This is a genomic window from Dictyoglomus sp. DH (assembly GCF_055181375.1).
The window spans coordinates 81673-98991 of sequence record NZ_CM143706.1 but is presented as its reverse complement, the minus strand read 5'-3'; the positions used below and the strand labels follow the sequence as shown (position 1 = coordinate 98991).

14 protein-coding genes are annotated in these 17319 nt (G+C 27.6%); 3 read left to right on the top strand and 11 right to left on the bottom strand.

Annotation, left to right across the window (positions count from 1 at the left end):
- Window positions 1–156 precede the first annotated feature (156 nt).
- The gene (locus tag ACY3JJ_RS00445) at window positions 157–441 is read right to left on the bottom strand and encodes an MjaI family restriction endonuclease (RefSeq protein ID WP_463091855.1); all 285 of its coding nucleotides are present in this window, start codon (window positions 439–441) and stop codon (window positions 157–159) included.
- Between the two features lie 4 nt (window positions 442–445).
- Complete coding sequence (locus ACY3JJ_RS00440; RefSeq protein WP_463092608.1) at window positions 446–1696, bottom strand: DNA-methyltransferase; 1251 nt, start codon at window positions 1694–1696, stop codon at window positions 446–448.
- A gap of 190 nt (window positions 1697–1886) precedes the next feature.
- Between ACY3JJ_RS00440 and ACY3JJ_RS00435 the strand changes: the two genes are divergently transcribed.
- The 3 genes from ACY3JJ_RS00435 to ACY3JJ_RS00425 all read left to right on the top strand — a co-directional run bounded on the left by ACY3JJ_RS00435 (window position 1887) and on the right by ACY3JJ_RS00425 (window position 3796).
- Entirely contained in the window at window positions 1887–2462 is a 576-nt protein-coding gene (locus ACY3JJ_RS00435; RefSeq protein WP_463091854.1) for a hypothetical protein, read from the top strand.
- Window positions 2463–2542: 80 nt separating this feature from the next.
- A complete protein-coding gene (locus ACY3JJ_RS00430; RefSeq protein WP_463091853.1) occupies window positions 2543–3106 on the top strand; it encodes a hypothetical protein in 564 nt (187 codons plus the stop codon).
- A 36-nt stretch (window positions 3107–3142) separates the two neighbouring features.
- On the top strand, window positions 3143–3796 hold the full coding sequence (locus ACY3JJ_RS00425) for a DUF7424 family protein (protein WP_463091852.1): 654 nt from the start codon (window positions 3143–3145) through the stop codon (window positions 3794–3796).
- A 39-nt stretch (window positions 3797–3835) separates the two neighbouring features.
- Here ACY3JJ_RS00425 and ACY3JJ_RS00420 read toward each other — a convergent pair whose 3' ends face one another.
- The 9 genes from ACY3JJ_RS00420 to ACY3JJ_RS00380 all read right to left on the bottom strand — a co-directional run bounded on the left by ACY3JJ_RS00420 (window position 3836) and on the right by ACY3JJ_RS00380 (window position 17089).
- On the bottom strand, window positions 3836–4843 hold the full coding sequence (locus ACY3JJ_RS00420) for a sigma-70 family RNA polymerase sigma factor (protein WP_463091851.1): 1008 nt from the start codon (window positions 4841–4843) through the stop codon (window positions 3836–3838).
- The gene (locus ACY3JJ_RS00415) at window positions 4830–5024 is read right to left on the bottom strand and encodes a winged helix-turn-helix domain-containing protein (protein WP_463092607.1); all 195 of its coding nucleotides are present in this window, start codon (window positions 5022–5024) and stop codon (window positions 4830–4832) included. The genes ACY3JJ_RS00420 and ACY3JJ_RS00415 overlap by 14 nt, the downstream gene beginning before the upstream one ends.
- Window positions 5025–5041: 17 nt before the next feature.
- Entirely contained in the window at window positions 5042–5389 is a 348-nt protein-coding gene (locus tag ACY3JJ_RS00410) for a hypothetical protein (protein WP_463091850.1), read from the bottom strand.
- Between the two features lies 1 nt (window position 5390).
- Window positions 5391–6824 carry a BREX system Lon protease-like protein BrxL gene (gene brxL, locus ACY3JJ_RS00405; protein ID WP_463091849.1) on the bottom strand — a complete coding sequence of 478 codons (1434 nt, stop codon included), beginning with the start codon at window positions 6822–6824 and terminating at the stop codon, window positions 5391–5393.
- Window positions 6821–9160 (bottom strand): BREX-4 system phosphatase PglZ, encoded by a 2340-nt coding sequence (gene pglZ, locus ACY3JJ_RS00400; protein ID WP_463091848.1) that lies wholly within the window; start codon window positions 9158–9160, stop codon window positions 6821–6823. The genes brxL and pglZ overlap by 4 nt, the downstream gene beginning before the upstream one ends.
- Complete coding sequence (locus ACY3JJ_RS00395; RefSeq protein ID WP_463091847.1) at window positions 9161–13339, bottom strand: hypothetical protein; 4179 nt, start codon at window positions 13337–13339, stop codon at window positions 9161–9163. It lies immediately after the preceding gene.
- Window positions 13336–14121 carry a hypothetical protein gene (locus ACY3JJ_RS00390; RefSeq protein WP_463091846.1) on the bottom strand — a complete coding sequence of 262 codons (786 nt, stop codon included), beginning with the start codon at window positions 14119–14121 and terminating at the stop codon, window positions 13336–13338. The genes ACY3JJ_RS00395 and ACY3JJ_RS00390 overlap by 4 nt, the downstream gene beginning before the upstream one ends.
- Window positions 14118–16466 carry a phosphoadenosine phosphosulfate reductase domain-containing protein gene (locus tag ACY3JJ_RS00385; protein ID WP_463091845.1) on the bottom strand — a complete coding sequence of 783 codons (2349 nt, stop codon included), beginning with the start codon at window positions 16464–16466 and terminating at the stop codon, window positions 14118–14120. Before ACY3JJ_RS00385 ends, ACY3JJ_RS00390 begins: the two co-directional genes overlap by 4 nt.
- A gap of 107 nt (window positions 16467–16573) precedes the next feature.
- A complete protein-coding gene (locus tag ACY3JJ_RS00380; RefSeq protein WP_463091844.1) occupies window positions 16574–17089 on the bottom strand; it encodes a hypothetical protein in 516 nt (171 codons plus the stop codon).
- Window positions 17090–17319 lie beyond the last annotated feature (230 nt).

The following is a 17319-nucleotide window of genomic DNA, read 5'->3' as shown; positions in this document are numbered from 1 at the left end:
AATCTAAAAATTTTATATAATCCCAGTTTATCTATTTTCAATTATACTACTATTTTAATATTTATTCACCAAGTAAAGATTTTCGATCTTTTCTGTTATATATTTGAAACATTATATTAATAGCATATATGGTCAGATTAAATACCTTAAAATAAATCATTCTTGTTTTCTTAACCTCTCAATCTCACTTTTAATTTCTTCTATTATTTCTTTATTATAGATTTCTTTTCCACCATCTTTTTTTATAGAGAATATTATAAAAACCTTACCACCAATTTCTTTCTCAAATTTTTCATGAGTTCTGCTTAACCATTCTTTCCATTTATAAATTTCTGGGGTTTGTTCATAAGTTATTGGTTTTATTTGTATTCCTATATATTTACCTGCAATTTCTATGTAGAAATCTAAATTTTTAGCAATTTCTTCAATTTCTGCTCTCATTACCTCAGATATCTTTATATACAGGTTCTCTCCAAAGGTTTATAAATTTTTCTTTGTACTTGTGTTGAATTGTAAGATCTGGGACACCTAAACCTGATTTTATAAGATAGGCATTTATAAAAATTTTATTTTGTAAATATACATATGCCTTTATATAATCTTCTTCTATAAAATTAGGATCAAACTTTAGAATGATATTCTTTCCTAAGAGGTAGTTTTCTAAATATTTTGAGGTTTCTTCTTTTCTTATAATTTTTACACCCAAAAATTTAACAAAAAGACCTGTATCCACCTGTAAAGTTTCTTCATCTATAATATCAACAACTTTATATAATCTATCTCTATCAAATTTGAATTTTTTAGGATCAACTTGAGGTTTGCTATCTTGTATTGATGGTACATAGTTGATTTCTGGCAGTATAATATCTTCTTCTCTCTCAATAATTTCTACATCAAATGGTTTTATTAATAAATTTTTGTTTATTCCAATTTTTTTCTTAATAATTTCAAGAAAATGTTTATTTATCTCATATCCTATTGCATTTCTTCCCAATTCTAAGGCAACTTTTACTGTAGTACCGCTTCCAAGAAATGGGTCTAATATGGTATCTCCCACAAAAGAAAACATTCTAATGAGTCTTCTTGGCAATTCATCAGGAAACATGGCTTCATGTTCTATTTGTTTTGCTCCCCCAAAATTCCAATGTCCTGAGAAGTATTCTTTCCATTCTTCTTTTGATAAGGAGGATAATTCTTTAATTTCTTTTGAAACTTTTTTAGTTTTCCCTGGTTTTTTAAAAATAAGGATAAATTCATAATCGATCTCTACAATACCATTTGGCGGATAAGGGAAAGACCCCATTATATTTGCACCACAAGTAGTATTCATTGTTGTTTTCTTTTGCCATATAATGGCTCCCATATAATCAAAACCTAAATTTTCACACTGAGTTATAATTTCCGCATGTAAAGGTATAACTTTATATTTCCCATAAATTATGGATCTTGCAAATTGATCGCCTATATTAATGCATAATCTGCTTCCTTTTCTTAATACCCTATAACATTCATTCCATACATAATAAAGATCTTTTAAGTATTCGTGTAGGGTTTGACCATAACCTATTTGATTAGGCTTACCGTAATCTTTTATATGCCAATAAGGCGGAGAGGTGACAATAAGATCCACACTCTCATCATCTACTTCTTTCATTCTTCTTGAATCTCCGATAATTATTTTACCTTTTATATCCATAGATGCTTTGTAAAACCCAAAATTTATTAAGTTCATTTTAACATAAAAAATAAAAATTTGACTTTTAAAAAACAGAAATTAATCTTTCATTTTCCATAATTAAATTCTTTTTTATCTTTTTTACATTTTTCTATAAGGTCAGGTTTTGACCCTTTATCTTATTATTATTAATTACAGGAGGTGATGTAAAATGAAAAAGATATTAACAATTTTTCTATTGTTTATTTTATTGTTCTTGATAGGATGTGATGCTCCAACATATAAAGTTAATATAAGTATGGTCTATCCAATAGAGTCGAAATTTTTGTATTTTGAGGATGATCTAATAAAAATTTCTTTTGGGTTTGTTAACAAAGGGATATATTGCATATTAGAGAACAAAAGTATATATGAATTGAAAATTTATTGGAACAAAACTTTATTTACATATCCATCTGGAAAATCAGTATCTATAATATGTTTTAACGAAAAAGATTTTCCTTCTTTCGGGAGTTATTTAGGTTCTGAGCCTAAATATTTTACAGAAAGTACTATTCTTCCTTTTTATAAGATGAGAGTATATCTTGTACCTTCTGATATGTTGAAAAGAAATAGAAGTACCTATGATTATTCCATTTATTATACTCTTGATGGAGATATTTACTCTAAATTTGATCTCGGAGAAAAATGCGTAAGTTTGAAAATTCCAATTTATTACGGGGATAAAAATAATTTAATAAAGTCATATTCTTTTGTATTTAGGATAGTAGTAACATTGGAAAAATAATTTACAAGATTACATAAAAATATAGATTTAATTGTTAATGGAGAGGATTAAAATTTTTATGAAAAGGGGGGCAAATCAAGATGAAAAAGTTTTTAAAAGTAATTTTATTACTATCAGTTTTAGGAGGCTTGTCTTTAGGGATTTTGTCAGGATGTAGTTTGTTGCCCCATGCAAAAGTAAAGATGCTTTATCCGGTGGAGTCTGAAAATCTTTATTTTGAGGATGATTTGATAAAAATAAGCTTTGTATTTTACGAAAACAAGATATATTATGAATTAGAAAATAAGGGAAATAGTGAATTGCAAATTAATTGGCGTAACGCAACCTTTACTCATTCTTCAGGAAAATCTACTTACTTAGCGTGTTTTAGCCCAGATGATGTTTATTACTATACATGTTACAATCCTTTTTATGTAAGTAATATTCTTCCTTATGGGAAAGTTAAAGCATACATGATTCCTTATGACATTTTGGAGTATGAATATGATAGCTATTGGGGTAGTTATTATTATTCTATAGAAGGAGAAATATATTCTGAATTTGAGAGGGGAATTTATAATGTAGGAATAAAGATTCCTGTATATATAAAGGATTCAGCAAAAACAATTACATATAGTTTTATATTTAGTATAGAAGTGATGTAGGAGTATAATAAAAAAATTAATTAGGGGGTGGGTTTATTGAAAAAGCTAATAATGGTTTTTTTGACTATATTGCTTGTTATCACATTATCAGGCTGTAAGTTGGACATCTCTTCAGATATTTATCTTAGTGACCTATATGATTTTGTTAATGATAGTAAAACTGATATGATTTGGGTTAATTCAGTGTTGAGACTTGAAATTGTCTCTAAGAATACTTTCAGGGAGAATAAAGATGAAATTACCAGTGTATTAGAAGAGTATTTTGATAATGTAGAAAATGTAAGGTATGAAGAAGATAATCTTCAAAGCTTTTATGTAGCAGATATTGAAATTCCCCTTACAAAAGGTGAGGAAGTAGAGGATAGAGTAATATCATTTTCTTTTAAGGATGATAATCTATATATTAACTTCAACAACTCTCTTTTTGAAGAGCTAAACAGTAATATTTTTAATAACTTTTATCAATCAATTGAATTAAATGATTTGTCTATTGAGGTAATACTCGTAAATGATCTGAAGAGAGACGTGAGTATAGAATTGCAAGGAGTATATGTAAATTTAAAGCCGTATCCATTTTTGAAGAAGTTAACAATGAAAAACAGAGATAAAATGATGATAAGATTTTCTAATGTTTTAAGGGATTATGTAGCTCAAGAAGGGAAAACAGCCTTTGTAAAGATAATTTGGTAAAAAAGATTATAGGGTAGCAAGTTTAAATTACTTGCTACCCTATATTAGATATTTTCTTCTTATTAAAAGATGTCTCATTTTCCTTATAGCTTTTTCCTCTATCTGTCTTACCCTTTCCCTTGTTATTCCAAATATTTTACCTATTTCTTCGAGGGTTTTGGGAGTTCCATCTTTAAAGCCAAATCTTAGGCATATAATTTCTCTTCCTCTTTTTGATAGAGTATTTAATAATTCATCTATGATCTTTTTTATAAATGTTATTTCCATTTGAGAGAAGAGGTCATAATTTTGGTCATTATTAGGTAAAATGTCACCTATAGTTAATGTAAAATCTTCGTTTTGGTCTATTAAGGGAGATATACTCTCAAATTCTTCCCATGAAAGATCCTCTATTGGAATGTCATATTGTATAGTTGTAAAATTACAATCCAGAATAGATTTTAATAAATCTCTACTATAACCTGAGTATATTGATAATTCGTCAATAGTTGGCTCTCTATTTAATTTTTCCATAAGTATTTTTTTGCATCTTTTAGTATAGTTTATTTTTTCTTGAAGATGGATAGGAACATGAATTGTTCCACCCTTTTCTGCAATAGCCCTTGTAATTGCTTGTTTTATCCACCACGTTGCGTAGGTAGAGAATTTATAACCTTTTCTCCAATCAAATTTTTCAACAGCGTTTATGAGACCTATGCATCCTTCTTGTATTAAGTCTGATAACTCTAAGCCCCTTCCTTTATATCTTTTTGCAATAAAATATACTAATTTGAGATTGGACAGTATTAATTTATCCTTTGCTTCTTTATCTCCTTGTTCAACTCTTTTAAATAATTCTTTTTCTTGAATAGGAGAGAGTAATTCATATTTTGAGGGCTCTTTAAAATGGATCTCCTCAAAATCATCTTTGTGTTCTTTAAGTTTAAATTTCCTTTTCTTAGGAAATACTTGTTGGGGTTTTGTTTGTGCTTCTTCTTGCTCTTTGCTTTTTAAAAAGTTATTAATTTCCTCTAATAGACTTTCTAAGTATAAATCATTCTCGTCCATTGGTTTCTTCTAAATATTTTTTTATATATTCGTACCCTTTCTCAGAAAGTTCCCATATACCACGAGGAGAATCTCTTTTCATCAAGCCTTCATGTACTAATGTCAGTCTACACCAATCTACATTTTTAATCCATCTTACAGTTCCTGAAGGTAATAGTTCTTTATCCTTTTGGGTTAATATATCCTTTAATTTTTCTTCTAATTTTTTAGGACCTCTAAGGCGGGGGCTTTACCTCCTAATTCATATAATGTGAGAAGTATATGGAGTCTAAAAAAAGCTTTAGGAGTTATTTCACCTTTAATTCTATTACCTTTTTCTTCATATTTAGAAGGTGATTGGGAGTTATTAACAAGATTTTTTAGCTTTAAAGTAATATATTCTAATTTTTTTGAAATATTCATAAGCTCTTTATTTGTTTTTTCTATTCTTTCTATGAAAGACAATATAATTTCTTGAATTTCTTCTTTATTTTCTTCATATTTGTTTAGAAATTCATCTATTTCACTTAACAGGTTTTCGAGTTCCCAATAATCTGAATCCATCATTTTAATTCTTCACCTTTATATCAGGTAGTTCTTCTTTATATTCAGGATCCATCAAGTGTAGTTGTTTTCTTATTATGCCTCTTTTTTCAAGAGCAGGTTTTAAGCAAAAAATTTCAAAGTCATCTTTATCAATGTCACTTGGGTCTTTCACATGAGGAAATAATAATTTCAGATAACCTGTGGCTAATTTCTTTATGGCGGTAGTATCTCTTGTATCAGCTTTAGGAGGTATTTCTAACATATCGTCTACAATAGAAGAGTATTCTGAGCGGTCTCTTAGACTATGCAATATTTCAGTGAAATACTCAACATTTAGTGCATATCCACTTATTTTTAAGTCCTCTCTAATTCTTGGAAGTCTCCAGCCCTCTATAAAACCGTGAAACCTATCAAATAAGGCTGATTCATGAAAAGATTCTGGTAAATCTTTAAAATAAATGGGATTTATAGGATTTAAATTGCTATCTAGTTGAATATTACCAAGGAGTATAAATCCAGCTGTTGATTCTCCATGGTAGTTTCCAACAGTAAATTTGCCCAATTCTAAGTAACTTTTTAATGCAGCTCTCATTTCTTCATCGTTTGAAAATTCTATGGTTTGTACTTCATCAAAAGCTACAAAATCATATCTTGTTATGAAACCAGGGATATTTTTTCCCATATCGTAAAACATTTTTGCTCTTGTTACCTTTCCTCCACTTACACACCATCCATACTTACTAAGATTATTAAAGATATATGATTTTCCTGTTCCTTTTGGGGCAAGTTCGATCATATTTAATCTTGGCTCTACAAAGACAAGGAGTCTTGATATAAATTGTAACTTTTGTTCAAAACTAGCAAATCCAATAGGATTATATTCCATAGATCTTATTAATAAATCTACCCATTCTTCAAGGGCAAATTCTTTTCTTCCTTCCTTAAAGTATTCTAAGTCTATGTCATAAGGTTTAAAAGGCTTATATCCTATTATGGCGATAAAGTTTTCTTTCGTATCTGCTATATATCTAAGAGTAAAAACTCCCCAAATTTCTCCACCTTTCAATTCTGGATGTTTTTCAATGACATGTTCCATAACTTTTCCTTCGTAATCTTTTATTTCAAGGTCAGGAATGGAGAATTTGAAAATTCCTTTTTTAATGTCAGGTTCTATTGATACTCTTGTTAATATATCTATAGATTCTTTATTATACATGAGGGTACCTTTAAGTTTTTTGGCTGATTCTTTTTGGGGAATATGTTTATCAATGAAGTCTATTATTTCTTCTTTATATACCTTTCCTTCATCATCAGAAAACTTTCTAATAAGCCAATCTTTAATAAAAGATGGAAGATTTTTACCATTAAAAACGCTATAATTCTCTTTAATTTTTAAGAGGGATACATCAGGAAAAACTTTTTTAATTTTTTCATCTAAATTACTGAGTTTGTTCATAATAACTCTTTTTCTTGTATGCCTCCTTTTATTATAATTTTATGTTTTTCCTCATAACCTCTTATATGAAAAGTTAATTCATAGGTACCAGGTTTGAGTTTACTTAAATTAATTGTATAACACTTTTTTTCTTCTGAATATATGGGTTCAAACTTTTCACCTTTGTATTTAACTACGACATCTTCTATAAACGGAGTGATGTAGAAAATTAGGAGAGGATTTCTAATACTAACTTCTTTATCTGGTATATCAATTTTATAAGATGGTATTTTTTCTTTTACTTTTGATTTTGTCACATAAATAATAGGTACTAACACTTCTTCTGGAGTTGCACCTCCATGTGTTTCAGGAGATTGAGGATAGGAAAAAGAGGTGTATTTTAATGCTATAACATATTTTTTATCATCATGGTCATGAACTATTATATCTTCTTTGGCTTTAAGAGCTATATCTTTCTCTAATACAGCATATCTTGGCTCATTTTCTTTTACCTTAAGTTCTGGAAGTTTCTGATTTTGTAAAACTTTATTGGAAAAGGCAGTAAATCCATGATCTGATAATATAACAAAATTATCACTTCCAGTTAGAAGTTTGTTTTTTATTATATTCTTTATTATTTCCATCTCTTTAATCAGTCCTGGATATATATTTGGATCTTTTTTTTCGTGGATAAATTTATCTAGAGTATCTATTCTTTCAATTCCTTCAAATTTATTTATCTCTGTTATTGTAGGGAGATTAGATACTACTATATGAGCTTCTATTTTGTATCCTTTTTCTTCTAATATTCCTGCTATTAGAGGTAGAAATTCTAAGGATAAAGCATCAATCCATAATTTTTCATATTCATCTTTTATTTTGTAATTATTAACTTTAGGAAAGGAATGATACCATTCGTAAAAAGTATCTTCATTTCTATTTTTTTTATTAAGAATTTCTAATAGTCTTTCTGTAGGCTGATTTTTTAATCGCGAGATATGGTATTCTTTAAAGTAATCTAAAATCCAATTTTGGTCTGGTTTTAAATTCACAATTTTAACATCTTTTTCTAAGTAAAAGTAAAGTTCAGGATATAGTTCTTTTAAGTTTTCTACTTTATCGTAATTTTGCATAATCCATGATTTTTCGAAATATGTGGTTCCAGTTAAATAGATTTTAAACTTGTCTGGAGGTAAAATATTACTTTTTTCTTTGAGAATTTTATCAATTTCTAAGATTATAGGCTCTATATTATTTATATCTTCTTTTAATAGATTTTTGAGGGTATTACTTCTTTCTTCTAAAATATCATTTTTAGGTTTTGAATCTTCAAAGATGAGGGTGTAATATTTTGTTAAAATTTCTTTTATTTCGTAGCTTTCTATGGATTTAAGAACTCTTGATGCATAAGTTTCTTTGTAATCTTCCTTGTTTATTATATAATTCTTTAGAAGCCATAAATGGAACTTATCATTTTTAAGCCAAAGCTTTAATAGGTCTGTTATATTGATCTTTTTAACATTTAGAAGATCTTCTGTTAATTCATAAAAGTTTGTGAATTTTTTATTTTGTAGTGTTTTACATAATATTTCCCAATTGTCTTTCTCTTCTTCTTTGTATTCTATGGGGATATTAATGTAAAATAGATGGTTTAAGTATTCTTTATAATTTTTAATTTTGTAAACATCAAATATATCATCACTTATCACATGGCTGGAGTGTGAATTTAATGTTTTAGAAATACATACAATATTAAGATAGTTATTTAAATTCTTTTCCCATATATTTAGAAAGTCTTTTGAATTTTCGATAACAAGTGTGTCATGAGTTTCTATTTTATCTAAAAAGTTAATGAAATATAAATTGTATTTTTCTCTTTTTCCTTCTAATATCCAAAAAGGTATTATCTCTCTTCTTCTTGGATATTTATCAAAAAAGATCTTTTCAAATTTATTTTTTATTCCTATTAATGGTATATATATTCTTCTTTCAAAATTATTTTGAGTGTTTTCTATGCTCATAATACTACTTAAAAGAGAGTAAAAGCTATCATCAGAGAGAAACCTGCAATATTCTGATATTGATAAGAGAAGATAATCTTTTTGGGGATTAAGATTATTTATTAAACTTATTATGTCATATATGGTGATCCATGCATCGTTACAATTTTTAAATATATCAAAATCTGTTAAATGTGAGAACTCTATATCTAAAATGGATTGTAGTTCATTTATAAGATTTATCAGATCCCGGTAATTATTTAATAATATAAACCTTACAGGAAATCTATTATAAGTTATACTTGATGTTTTCCTATCTTTCTCAATTGTTCTTAACAAGTCATTTATATTATCCATTTAAAGAAGTTCCTCCAAATCAGAAATTATTTGGGGATATTTATCTATGAGTTTTACTAATATTTCTCTTAAGTCTCTATTGGTATTTTTTATCTTTTGTGCTATTTTTTCCTTTTTCTCTTTGTTCAATATTTTTATGAGATTTTCTTTTTCTTTCAGAATTAGATTTTCTACGACAGTCTTTTTCCAGTAGTAATCTTCATTACGTGTTTTGGCTTTAATCTCACTTACTATTTTGGATACATCTTCTGTGGTTTTTAAAATTTCTCTCAACCATTCTTTATATAATTTTTCTATCTGAGTGGATTCCCAAATGGATTTAATTTTTTCTTTATTGTTTTCAAGCATCTGGTATAAACTTTCTATGTCAGTTAGTGAATAGTTTTTATCTGATGTTATATAGTATGATAGTTCCTCGGTTGTTTTCTTAACTTCATTATCGTCTATTAATCCAATAGCCCAGAAAGGATATATCATATTTGTAACTTGATTTTTGATTTTTATTTTTAGATCATCTGGTGTCTTTATGTAATTTTTATCTATATTAAAGAGCTCTGCTATTAGTTTTAGAAATTCATACAAGGTAAGAGAATTTTTTAAATCTTTTTCTTCCCATAAGTAAATATCCTTTTTTAGATTTTCTCTTGTAAAATCTAAAAAGTCGTTAATTTCATTATTATCTAATAATTTTTTACTATTTGTTTTTAGCAATTCTTGGATGCCCTTTTCCGCTGTTTCTGGATTAAGATTTAAATACAAGATTTTTTCACATGTGGGAAGTAAATTAGAGAAGTTTATTATATCTTCTTGAGATGGATCTTTATTACTTCTTATAAACTCTTCCAAGAAATTGATTATGTGGTTTATTTCTTCAAGTTTTAAAACATACTTTATGCTCCACAAGGGATACCTTAAATTGTTATTTATATAATTCTTGATATCTTCTCTTAATTCTTTAATATTATCTCTTTTCTGCAGATTAAATATATTACATAAATTATTTATAAATTTAATTTTATATCTCTCTTTATCTTTCTCTTTTGCCCAGTCCTTCAATTTTAAAAGTACATTTTTTTCATCCCATAACGCAACTTCTTCTTGCATGTGCTTATATAGGTAATCTATTACTTCCTCTATTTCTTCTTCATTAATTTTTACCTCTTTTTGCTGAGTTAATAACCAATTCTTAAATCCTTCTTTAACTTTTTCTTTCTTCAAAATTAGTTTTAAATCAGTTTTTACCTTCTTAAATAATTGAAGAAATGTTTTAACGTGCTCTTCGTTTAATTCTTTATCAAGACTTTTACTTAAGTATTCAATTGTTTTAATAGCATCTATTACACCTTCGTTTTGTTGTGGTAAATATTTTAAACTCCAAATAGGTAGATTTACTTCTTTAATCCAATTTCTTATTTCCCACTTTGCTTTATTTAGATTTTCAGCCTCCTTTAATCCAAAGATATCTTTTAAAATTTCAGTAAGTTCTAACTCATTTTGAGTTCCTAGTCTTACTTCTAACTTTTCTTTTTCCTTCCCCTTAGTAAAATACTCAAAAATATCTTTGATTTTGTCTTCCATAACTGTTGGGTTTATTTTTTTGCCTGTTCCTGTCTCATATAATTTATTTGTATATGGTCTTAAAACGAATCCTAATAAGGCATAATGTATCATATTAGGATAAATACCATATGGAGGTTCTTTTAAAAATTTTAATAATTCTCCTAAATTGAAGGTTTTACCAGCATGTTCTTTTATTCTGTTTTCTACTTCTCTGAAAATCTTAAAGGTTGGGTGATCTGGATCTATGTTGTTGTAAAATTCAAAATTGCTGTTAACAATATATTCACCACTTTTAGATTTTAATATTTCTAATATTGGCTTCTCTAAAGCGGTTTTTAATTCATCTTCTAATTGCTTTCTATTCTCAACTGTAAGAAATGTTTTAGCGAATTTTGTTGAATTTTTAAATGTCCAAAGATTTCTATTTTTAGTTAAACCTTCGATATTTTCTAATCCTGAGCTAAATATTTCTTTTGAATAATTCTTATTGATTTTATCTGCTATTGATGAGAAAGTTATCTTTTCCTCTTTGTCCCTAAATAATATGTCAACAAAATTTTTCTCAACATTTTCAATCCATATATTGATCAATTTATCTATATATTTTTCGTTGTTTTGGGCTTCTTCATTAAAAGAGTGTTTATAAGCTACTTTTTTCCTTGCGATATACTCTAATAATTTCTCATAGTCTTGCTCTCCAAATTCCCTATTTGATACTACAAATACTATATTTCGAGCTTTTGGATTTCCATTTATTATCTTCCTTATATTTTTTTTGATTATTGATATTTCCTCATTGATTTTTGGGAGGAAAAGAGCAATATTTATTTCATATGAATTTCTATAATCTCTGTCTATTTTTCTTAAAATCTCATTTTCAGAAAGTCCTGCCCAGTATATATTTAGATTAGGTTCTCTTAAAAGGTTATTTTTAATGGTATCTAACAGAGAGTTTTTGGTATCATCATTTATTAATTTTGTTATGTCCTCAAATTCTCTTTTTGCAGATTCTCTTTCTCTACTTACTTCTTCTACTGGGAGGGGAGTTTGGGATATTAGATATAATCCATCTGGGGTTTTAGGAATTATATTTTTGTCGATATAATCTAAAACTTGATCAATGTGATCTCTATAGTGAGTTCCTAAAAACATGTCTTCTATGTTTTCTCGTTTGGGTAGGAATAAAGGTGATTCGTCAGTTGAAGTAATGATTGATTGAAGAAGATTTAGAGTTAGTATGCCTTTAAAGATAGTCAGATATTCTTCACCTTTATTTTTTAAAGAATCATGATAAGAATAATATTTTGATAAAATATTTCCTATTTTATCATCTTGTCTTCTTTCCAAATCATTTATGAAGTAATCCCACAGTTTATCTGTTGTTAAGAAGTATTCATTATTTTTATCGGGGTAATTCTTTATGAAATTTATAAAACCTTTTTCTTCGTCATATAAGAAGCTAAAAATGCTTCTTTCTGTGGATCCTATATATCTTGAAATTCCTACCGCAAGTTGAGCTGTGTATGGATGGATAGGAAATAAATCTTTTAATACTTTTGCGGTCTCTGTATTGTCTGGTACGAGCTTATTTAATACCCTATTTAATCCAGGATACGTGTTATAAATATTATCTCTTAATTTTTTCCAATCTTCCTCTCTCTTTTTGTCTATAGTTTTCGAAACTATATGGAACGTGGTAATATTTTCCATAAAGTAATTTATGCTTAAAAATCTTCCTAATACTTTTTCTTGATCTTCTCTTGTGATTTGAGTTTGTTGAGGGTGTCTGTGAGATATTATAAAAAGAAATATATTTTCATTGAAACTTTTTTCTGCTATATTTTGAAGAATATTAAGCAGTGCAGGGCTTTGAGAAAGTTCTAAAAGAGGAGTAAATTCATCCCAATATATGGTTATATATTTTATACCTTGATCACTTAAATTTTTCAGTGTTTCACTAAGCCAATCCTCTATATTAGGGTGGACAATTTTTAAATCTCCTAATGCTTCTTCTATTAATTTTATTATTTCAGGATCATTCTGATGTAATTTATTTTTAAGACCATTTATATCGCCAACAAGGCTTTTTAAATGTGGATTTCCCTCTATAACATCTTTCCAATTGATTTTTGGATCATCTATGTATTTTAAATATTTATCAAATTCACTTTCTGCTATCACTGAAATGTTGTACTTTTTTAAGGATTCTTTAACCGCTCTTTCAATTATTAAGCTAAATTCTTTTGGAGAATATATACCAGAAATACCTTTTAGAGTAACAGGAAGTACTCTATTTTCTTTTCTAAAATTTTTAAGTCTCTCTCTTAATTGTACTTTTTCAATATTTCTGAGATAATCATCTATTTCCGAAAGATCATCCCATAAAAGATGTTTTATTACACCTGTTGCATGGCTTTTTCCTGTTCCATATGTTCCTTGAATCCATATAGATTTTCTATCCTTAGAATTTGTTGCTTCTAATGAATCAAGAAATTTCTCTAATATTTCTAAAAAAGATTTTGTTGGAATAAACTGTTTCCAATAGTTTTTTGGCTCTTGAATGATATCATAAACTGGCTGAAAATATTCATGAAGGCCAATTATTTCTTCATATCTCATTGTTTTTCTCCCCCTACATATTTCTCTAATATATTAATAGCCTTCAAGAAATCATAAAGAATAATGAGGCCTGGCCTGTCTAAGGATAATCTATATAAATTATAATATTGAGATTCATCTAACAATGATTTTTGCAAATCTTTTGTAGATATGGAAAATATTTTCTGAGGTGAATAGAGTTTATTTTCTAAGGAATAGAGGTCTATTTCATATAAATTTTCTCTCTCTGCATACTTGTATAGATTATACAGTATCACTATAGGATGTAAACTTTTAAGTCCAATTTTATTAAATCCTTGGATAATTTTTCCCTTCTTAATTGGTATACCTTGTCCTAAAATTTCACCTATTGGAGATTTTGAGAGAGTTTCTTTGAGAGTATTAAAACCACTTTTTAGAGATTTATTATTTTTACCATAATTTAATAACATAATATTAGTTATCTCTTTTCTGTTATATATTCCAGGAAAGAAAGTTGACCACCATAGAAATATAGGAGCATTAAAGCACAAGTTTATCCATATTATACACCAAAGAATCTGAGAATATGGTCCATCTTTAAAATATATCGATTTTAGAAGGTGAAAAAGATAAGTAAGATTTTTATTTTTATCTATTAATTCACAGTCTTTTAGGAAATAAATAAATGCTTCTATTTGTTTTGGCCCTAAAGTATTTTCTTTTAAAAAATTTTCACCATTTGTTAAGAAAGAGTATAACCACTCTTGTCTTAAGCCAAATGAATTATATTTGAATCCACTAATTTTTACATATGTATTCATTTTACATAATCTGGTATTTGAGCATAATCTTTTATATCTTCAGAGAGATGTATATTATCTAAATCAGCCACGATATCTACTTTTATTAATTCTCTTAGGGATTCTTGTAATCCTCTTAATATGTTTTCCAATGCTGGTCTTGATATTCCAAATATAAGATAAGGACCTCCATCTTTATTATCTTCTCTATAGAATTCTGAAACCGTAAGTCTATATCTATCTTTTGATATAGCGTATCTATATATAGAATATAGTATAGCTATTGGGTGAATATTGTCAGTACCAATTTTTTCAATATACCTTTGTCTTTTCTGCTTATTAATTATTCCTATCTTAAGTTGTTGAAAATAAGGTACGCTATCAAACATATTTGCTAAAGATGAAATACCGTTTCTTGCTGTTCTTTCATTTACATTGTTGGAAACTAAAATTTTGATGAGTTCATCAACAGATATAGTTGTATTCCATTTTATATTTTGTAGATACCACTTAACTACTGGCGAATTATAAAAAAGGTTTATCCAAATAATCTGATAAAATAATAATTTATTTATTTCAAATATTTTCTTCATTTTATTATAGAAATCATTTGTTTTTTTTCTTTTTATATCTATAAGTTCTGCATCTTTTAACCATTGAAGCATACTTTCTATTTGTACATTTCCTAATTTATTATCAGTTAACCAATTATCTCCTTTACTTATGAAATCTTCTAACCATGTTGATCGAATACCAAACGTGAAATATCTGTTAAAACCCTTTAAATTTTCTTCATTTCTCATGTTTACCCCCAAATTAGAAATGGATTTTACTAATAAACAACCATAGTTTACAAAATTTAAGCAATTGAAGCAATGAAGACATTTTTTATTATCAATAATTAATTTTTTATTGAAGGTAATTGCGGAGGAGGTACACTCAGCCTCACAAGTACCGCAGTGAGTACAATATGCTGTTTTATAAAATATCCTCTTTATATTTGTTAAAGTTATAGTATCTATATTTTTGGGTATTTTGGCAATAATAGTATGATCTGTTATGGTAGCATTAATATTTACGATTTTTAAGTTTGTAGATATTTCTATATTATACTGTTTATCATTTTTGTAAATATTGTAAGGACCTAAAACTTTTAACCATTCAAATAGATTTTCATTATAATTTCTAACAGATATTTGATAATATTCCTCTAAATCCATGAAATCAACTCTAATTTTTTCTTCATTGACTCCTCCTCCCCCACCTCTTTTTTTCCAATTTCCCTCTTTTATATATTTTTGAATACTATTTTCATTAGTTAAACCGAGATTAGTTACATATTTAGCTATTATATTTAAATAGTTAATAGTGATATCAGGATATAATTTTTTAATGAGATACTCTGACCAAGGCGATCCAAATGGACATATACTACATCCTACTCTTGATAAACCATATCTGTAAGCCTTATTGAAGTAGATTTTTCTGCTATATATGTATAAAAATACTTCTAAAAGATTCCAATATCTTATTACTCCAGAATTTATTTGAGTATAATGTTTTTTTTCTATTTCTATTCTATTGTAATTACTTCTTCTTGTACTCTCATCTGCTCTTACACCATCAAAAACTAATATTTTTAGATTTGTCTTATCAGGAAACAATGATTTTAATAATCTTATTTGGGGAGAAGTTTTGTATACGGAACAACACCATCTTATTAATCTGCTTGGTGGACCAAATACTTTCCAAAGATCGTAAGAATGTCTTTCATTTCTTGCAGTATAAAATTTTAATTTAGGGTATAATTTCTGGTATAGCTTTTTTGTTTCCTCATAAGTTTCATATGTGGAAGGTATCTCCATAGTAGTATCTGTAAAAATAACAAAATATTCATCTGGGGGTAATGTACGAGATACAAGATCCAAAACTACTTGTGAATCTTTTCCTCCACTATAAGCAACTATAAAGGCATCAACCTTATCTTTATAGTTTTTATATGTATTATTTATGAAATCAATAGCTTCACCTTCTATGGTTTTTATGGCATCTATATTTTTCTGTATTAATAAGTCAATATCAATAGGTTTTAAAACAAGGTTTTTCCCTTCCTCAGTTATTTTAATTTTGGGGGCTTCAAAAATATTACCTCCTTTTGCTTCAGCTACACACTTTCCCTTATAGTAATATCTTCTTCCAATGTTCCACAAAAGGGGCTCTTCTGATTTTGGATATTCCCAATACTTATCAAAACCTAAAAGATCAAGTTCTTCAAAAAAAACAGGCCTCGGAGGGGTGATTTCTTCATCAGTAGAATCTGATAATAATACTAAATTATTTTCTTTGTCCCACTTTACTTTATACATAGTCTGATATTAAATTATATTATTTTAACTATTTTAAGTAAATATATCCAAAATAAAGAGCCCCCATATGGGGGCTCTCTAATATTTTAGCTTTAGAGAGATAAAGATTATTTTGCAACTTGATCTAAATCACACCAACTCTCAGAATCTACTCCTTTCCAATTTAGAACCTGTACCTTAGACTTAAACTTGATAATTATATCGTTTGATGGACAATAATGATTGTTTACTGTTCTATTTTCAACAAGACGAAGTTGTATAGTCTTTCCAATATAACCTTGTCCCAGTTCAACCCATCTCCAAGGAGCATAATTAAAATGCTCTCCTACAGGATAAACATTGGAAGGTAACACAAGAGTTGTTCCAATTCCTACCCACTTATTTTTGGAAGAATCCCAAAAGTAAGGTTCTAAATTTACTTCGGTATTGTAGCGAGTCATGTAATAAAACCCATTATATCCTGAATCTACAGTAAATTCTACATAGTCTCCATCATGACAAAGGAGTCCTCCAATATATGGAAAAGCTGCTCCAGGGTAATTTCTATTTTTCCATGTACTTGCAAAGGCGAGAATTAAAAAGATAATTAGGAAAATAAAGATCATTAAAATCGACTTTTTCATTTTTGTACCTCCTATTCTAATATTTTAAATTAGGAGTCTACAAGGGAAGCGTGGGGGAAAAGAGTTTATAAGAGGTATTATTGATGAATTTTAATACTTTTTATATTTTCCCTCAATTATAGTGTAACTCATATATTAAAAAAGTCAATATATTAATTACTAATGAATCAATAAATGAAATAGTATGAAAAATCCGTGAGCTTTTTATATATTTTTGTCAAGCTATTATT

What these genes read in the sequence shown, in the direction of transcription:
- ACY3JJ_RS00445 (WP_463091855.1), bottom strand. Translation starts at nt 441, where the DNA reads ATGAGAGCAGAAATTGAAGAAATTGCTAAAAATTTAGATTTCTACATA.
- ACY3JJ_RS00440 (WP_463092608.1), bottom strand. Translation starts at nt 1,696, where the DNA reads ATGGATATAAAAGGTAAAATAATTATCGGAGATTCAAGAAGAATGAAA.
- ACY3JJ_RS00435 (WP_463091854.1), top strand. Translation starts at nt 1,887, where the DNA reads ATGAAAAAGATATTAACAATTTTTCTATTGTTTATTTTATTGTTCTTG.
- ACY3JJ_RS00430 (WP_463091853.1), top strand. Translation starts at nt 2,543, where the DNA reads ATGAAAAAGTTTTTAAAAGTAATTTTATTACTATCAGTTTTAGGAGGC.
- ACY3JJ_RS00420 (WP_463091851.1), bottom strand. Translation starts at nt 4,843, where the DNA reads ATGGACGAGAATGATTTATACTTAGAAAGTCTATTAGAGGAAATTAAT.
- ACY3JJ_RS00410 (WP_463091850.1), bottom strand. Translation starts at nt 5,389, where the DNA reads ATGATGGATTCAGATTATTGGGAACTCGAAAACCTGTTAAGTGAAATA.
- brxL (WP_463091849.1), bottom strand. Translation starts at nt 6,824, where the DNA reads ATGAACAAACTCAGTAATTTAGATGAAAAAATTAAAAAAGTTTTTCCT.
- pglZ (WP_463091848.1), bottom strand. Translation starts at nt 9,160, where the DNA reads ATGGATAATATAAATGACTTGTTAAGAACAATTGAGAAAGATAGGAAA.
- ACY3JJ_RS00395 (WP_463091847.1), bottom strand. Translation starts at nt 13,339, where the DNA reads ATGAGATATGAAGAAATAATTGGCCTTCATGAATATTTTCAGCCAGTT.
- ACY3JJ_RS00390 (WP_463091846.1), bottom strand. Translation starts at nt 14,121, where the DNA reads ATGAATACATATGTAAAAATTAGTGGATTCAAATATAATTCATTTGGC.
- ACY3JJ_RS00385 (WP_463091845.1), bottom strand. Translation starts at nt 16,466, where the DNA reads ATGTATAAAGTAAAGTGGGACAAAGAAAATAATTTAGTATTATTATCA.
- ACY3JJ_RS00380 (WP_463091844.1), bottom strand. Translation starts at nt 17,089, where the DNA reads ATGAAAAAGTCGATTTTAATGATCTTTATTTTCCTAATTATCTTTTTA.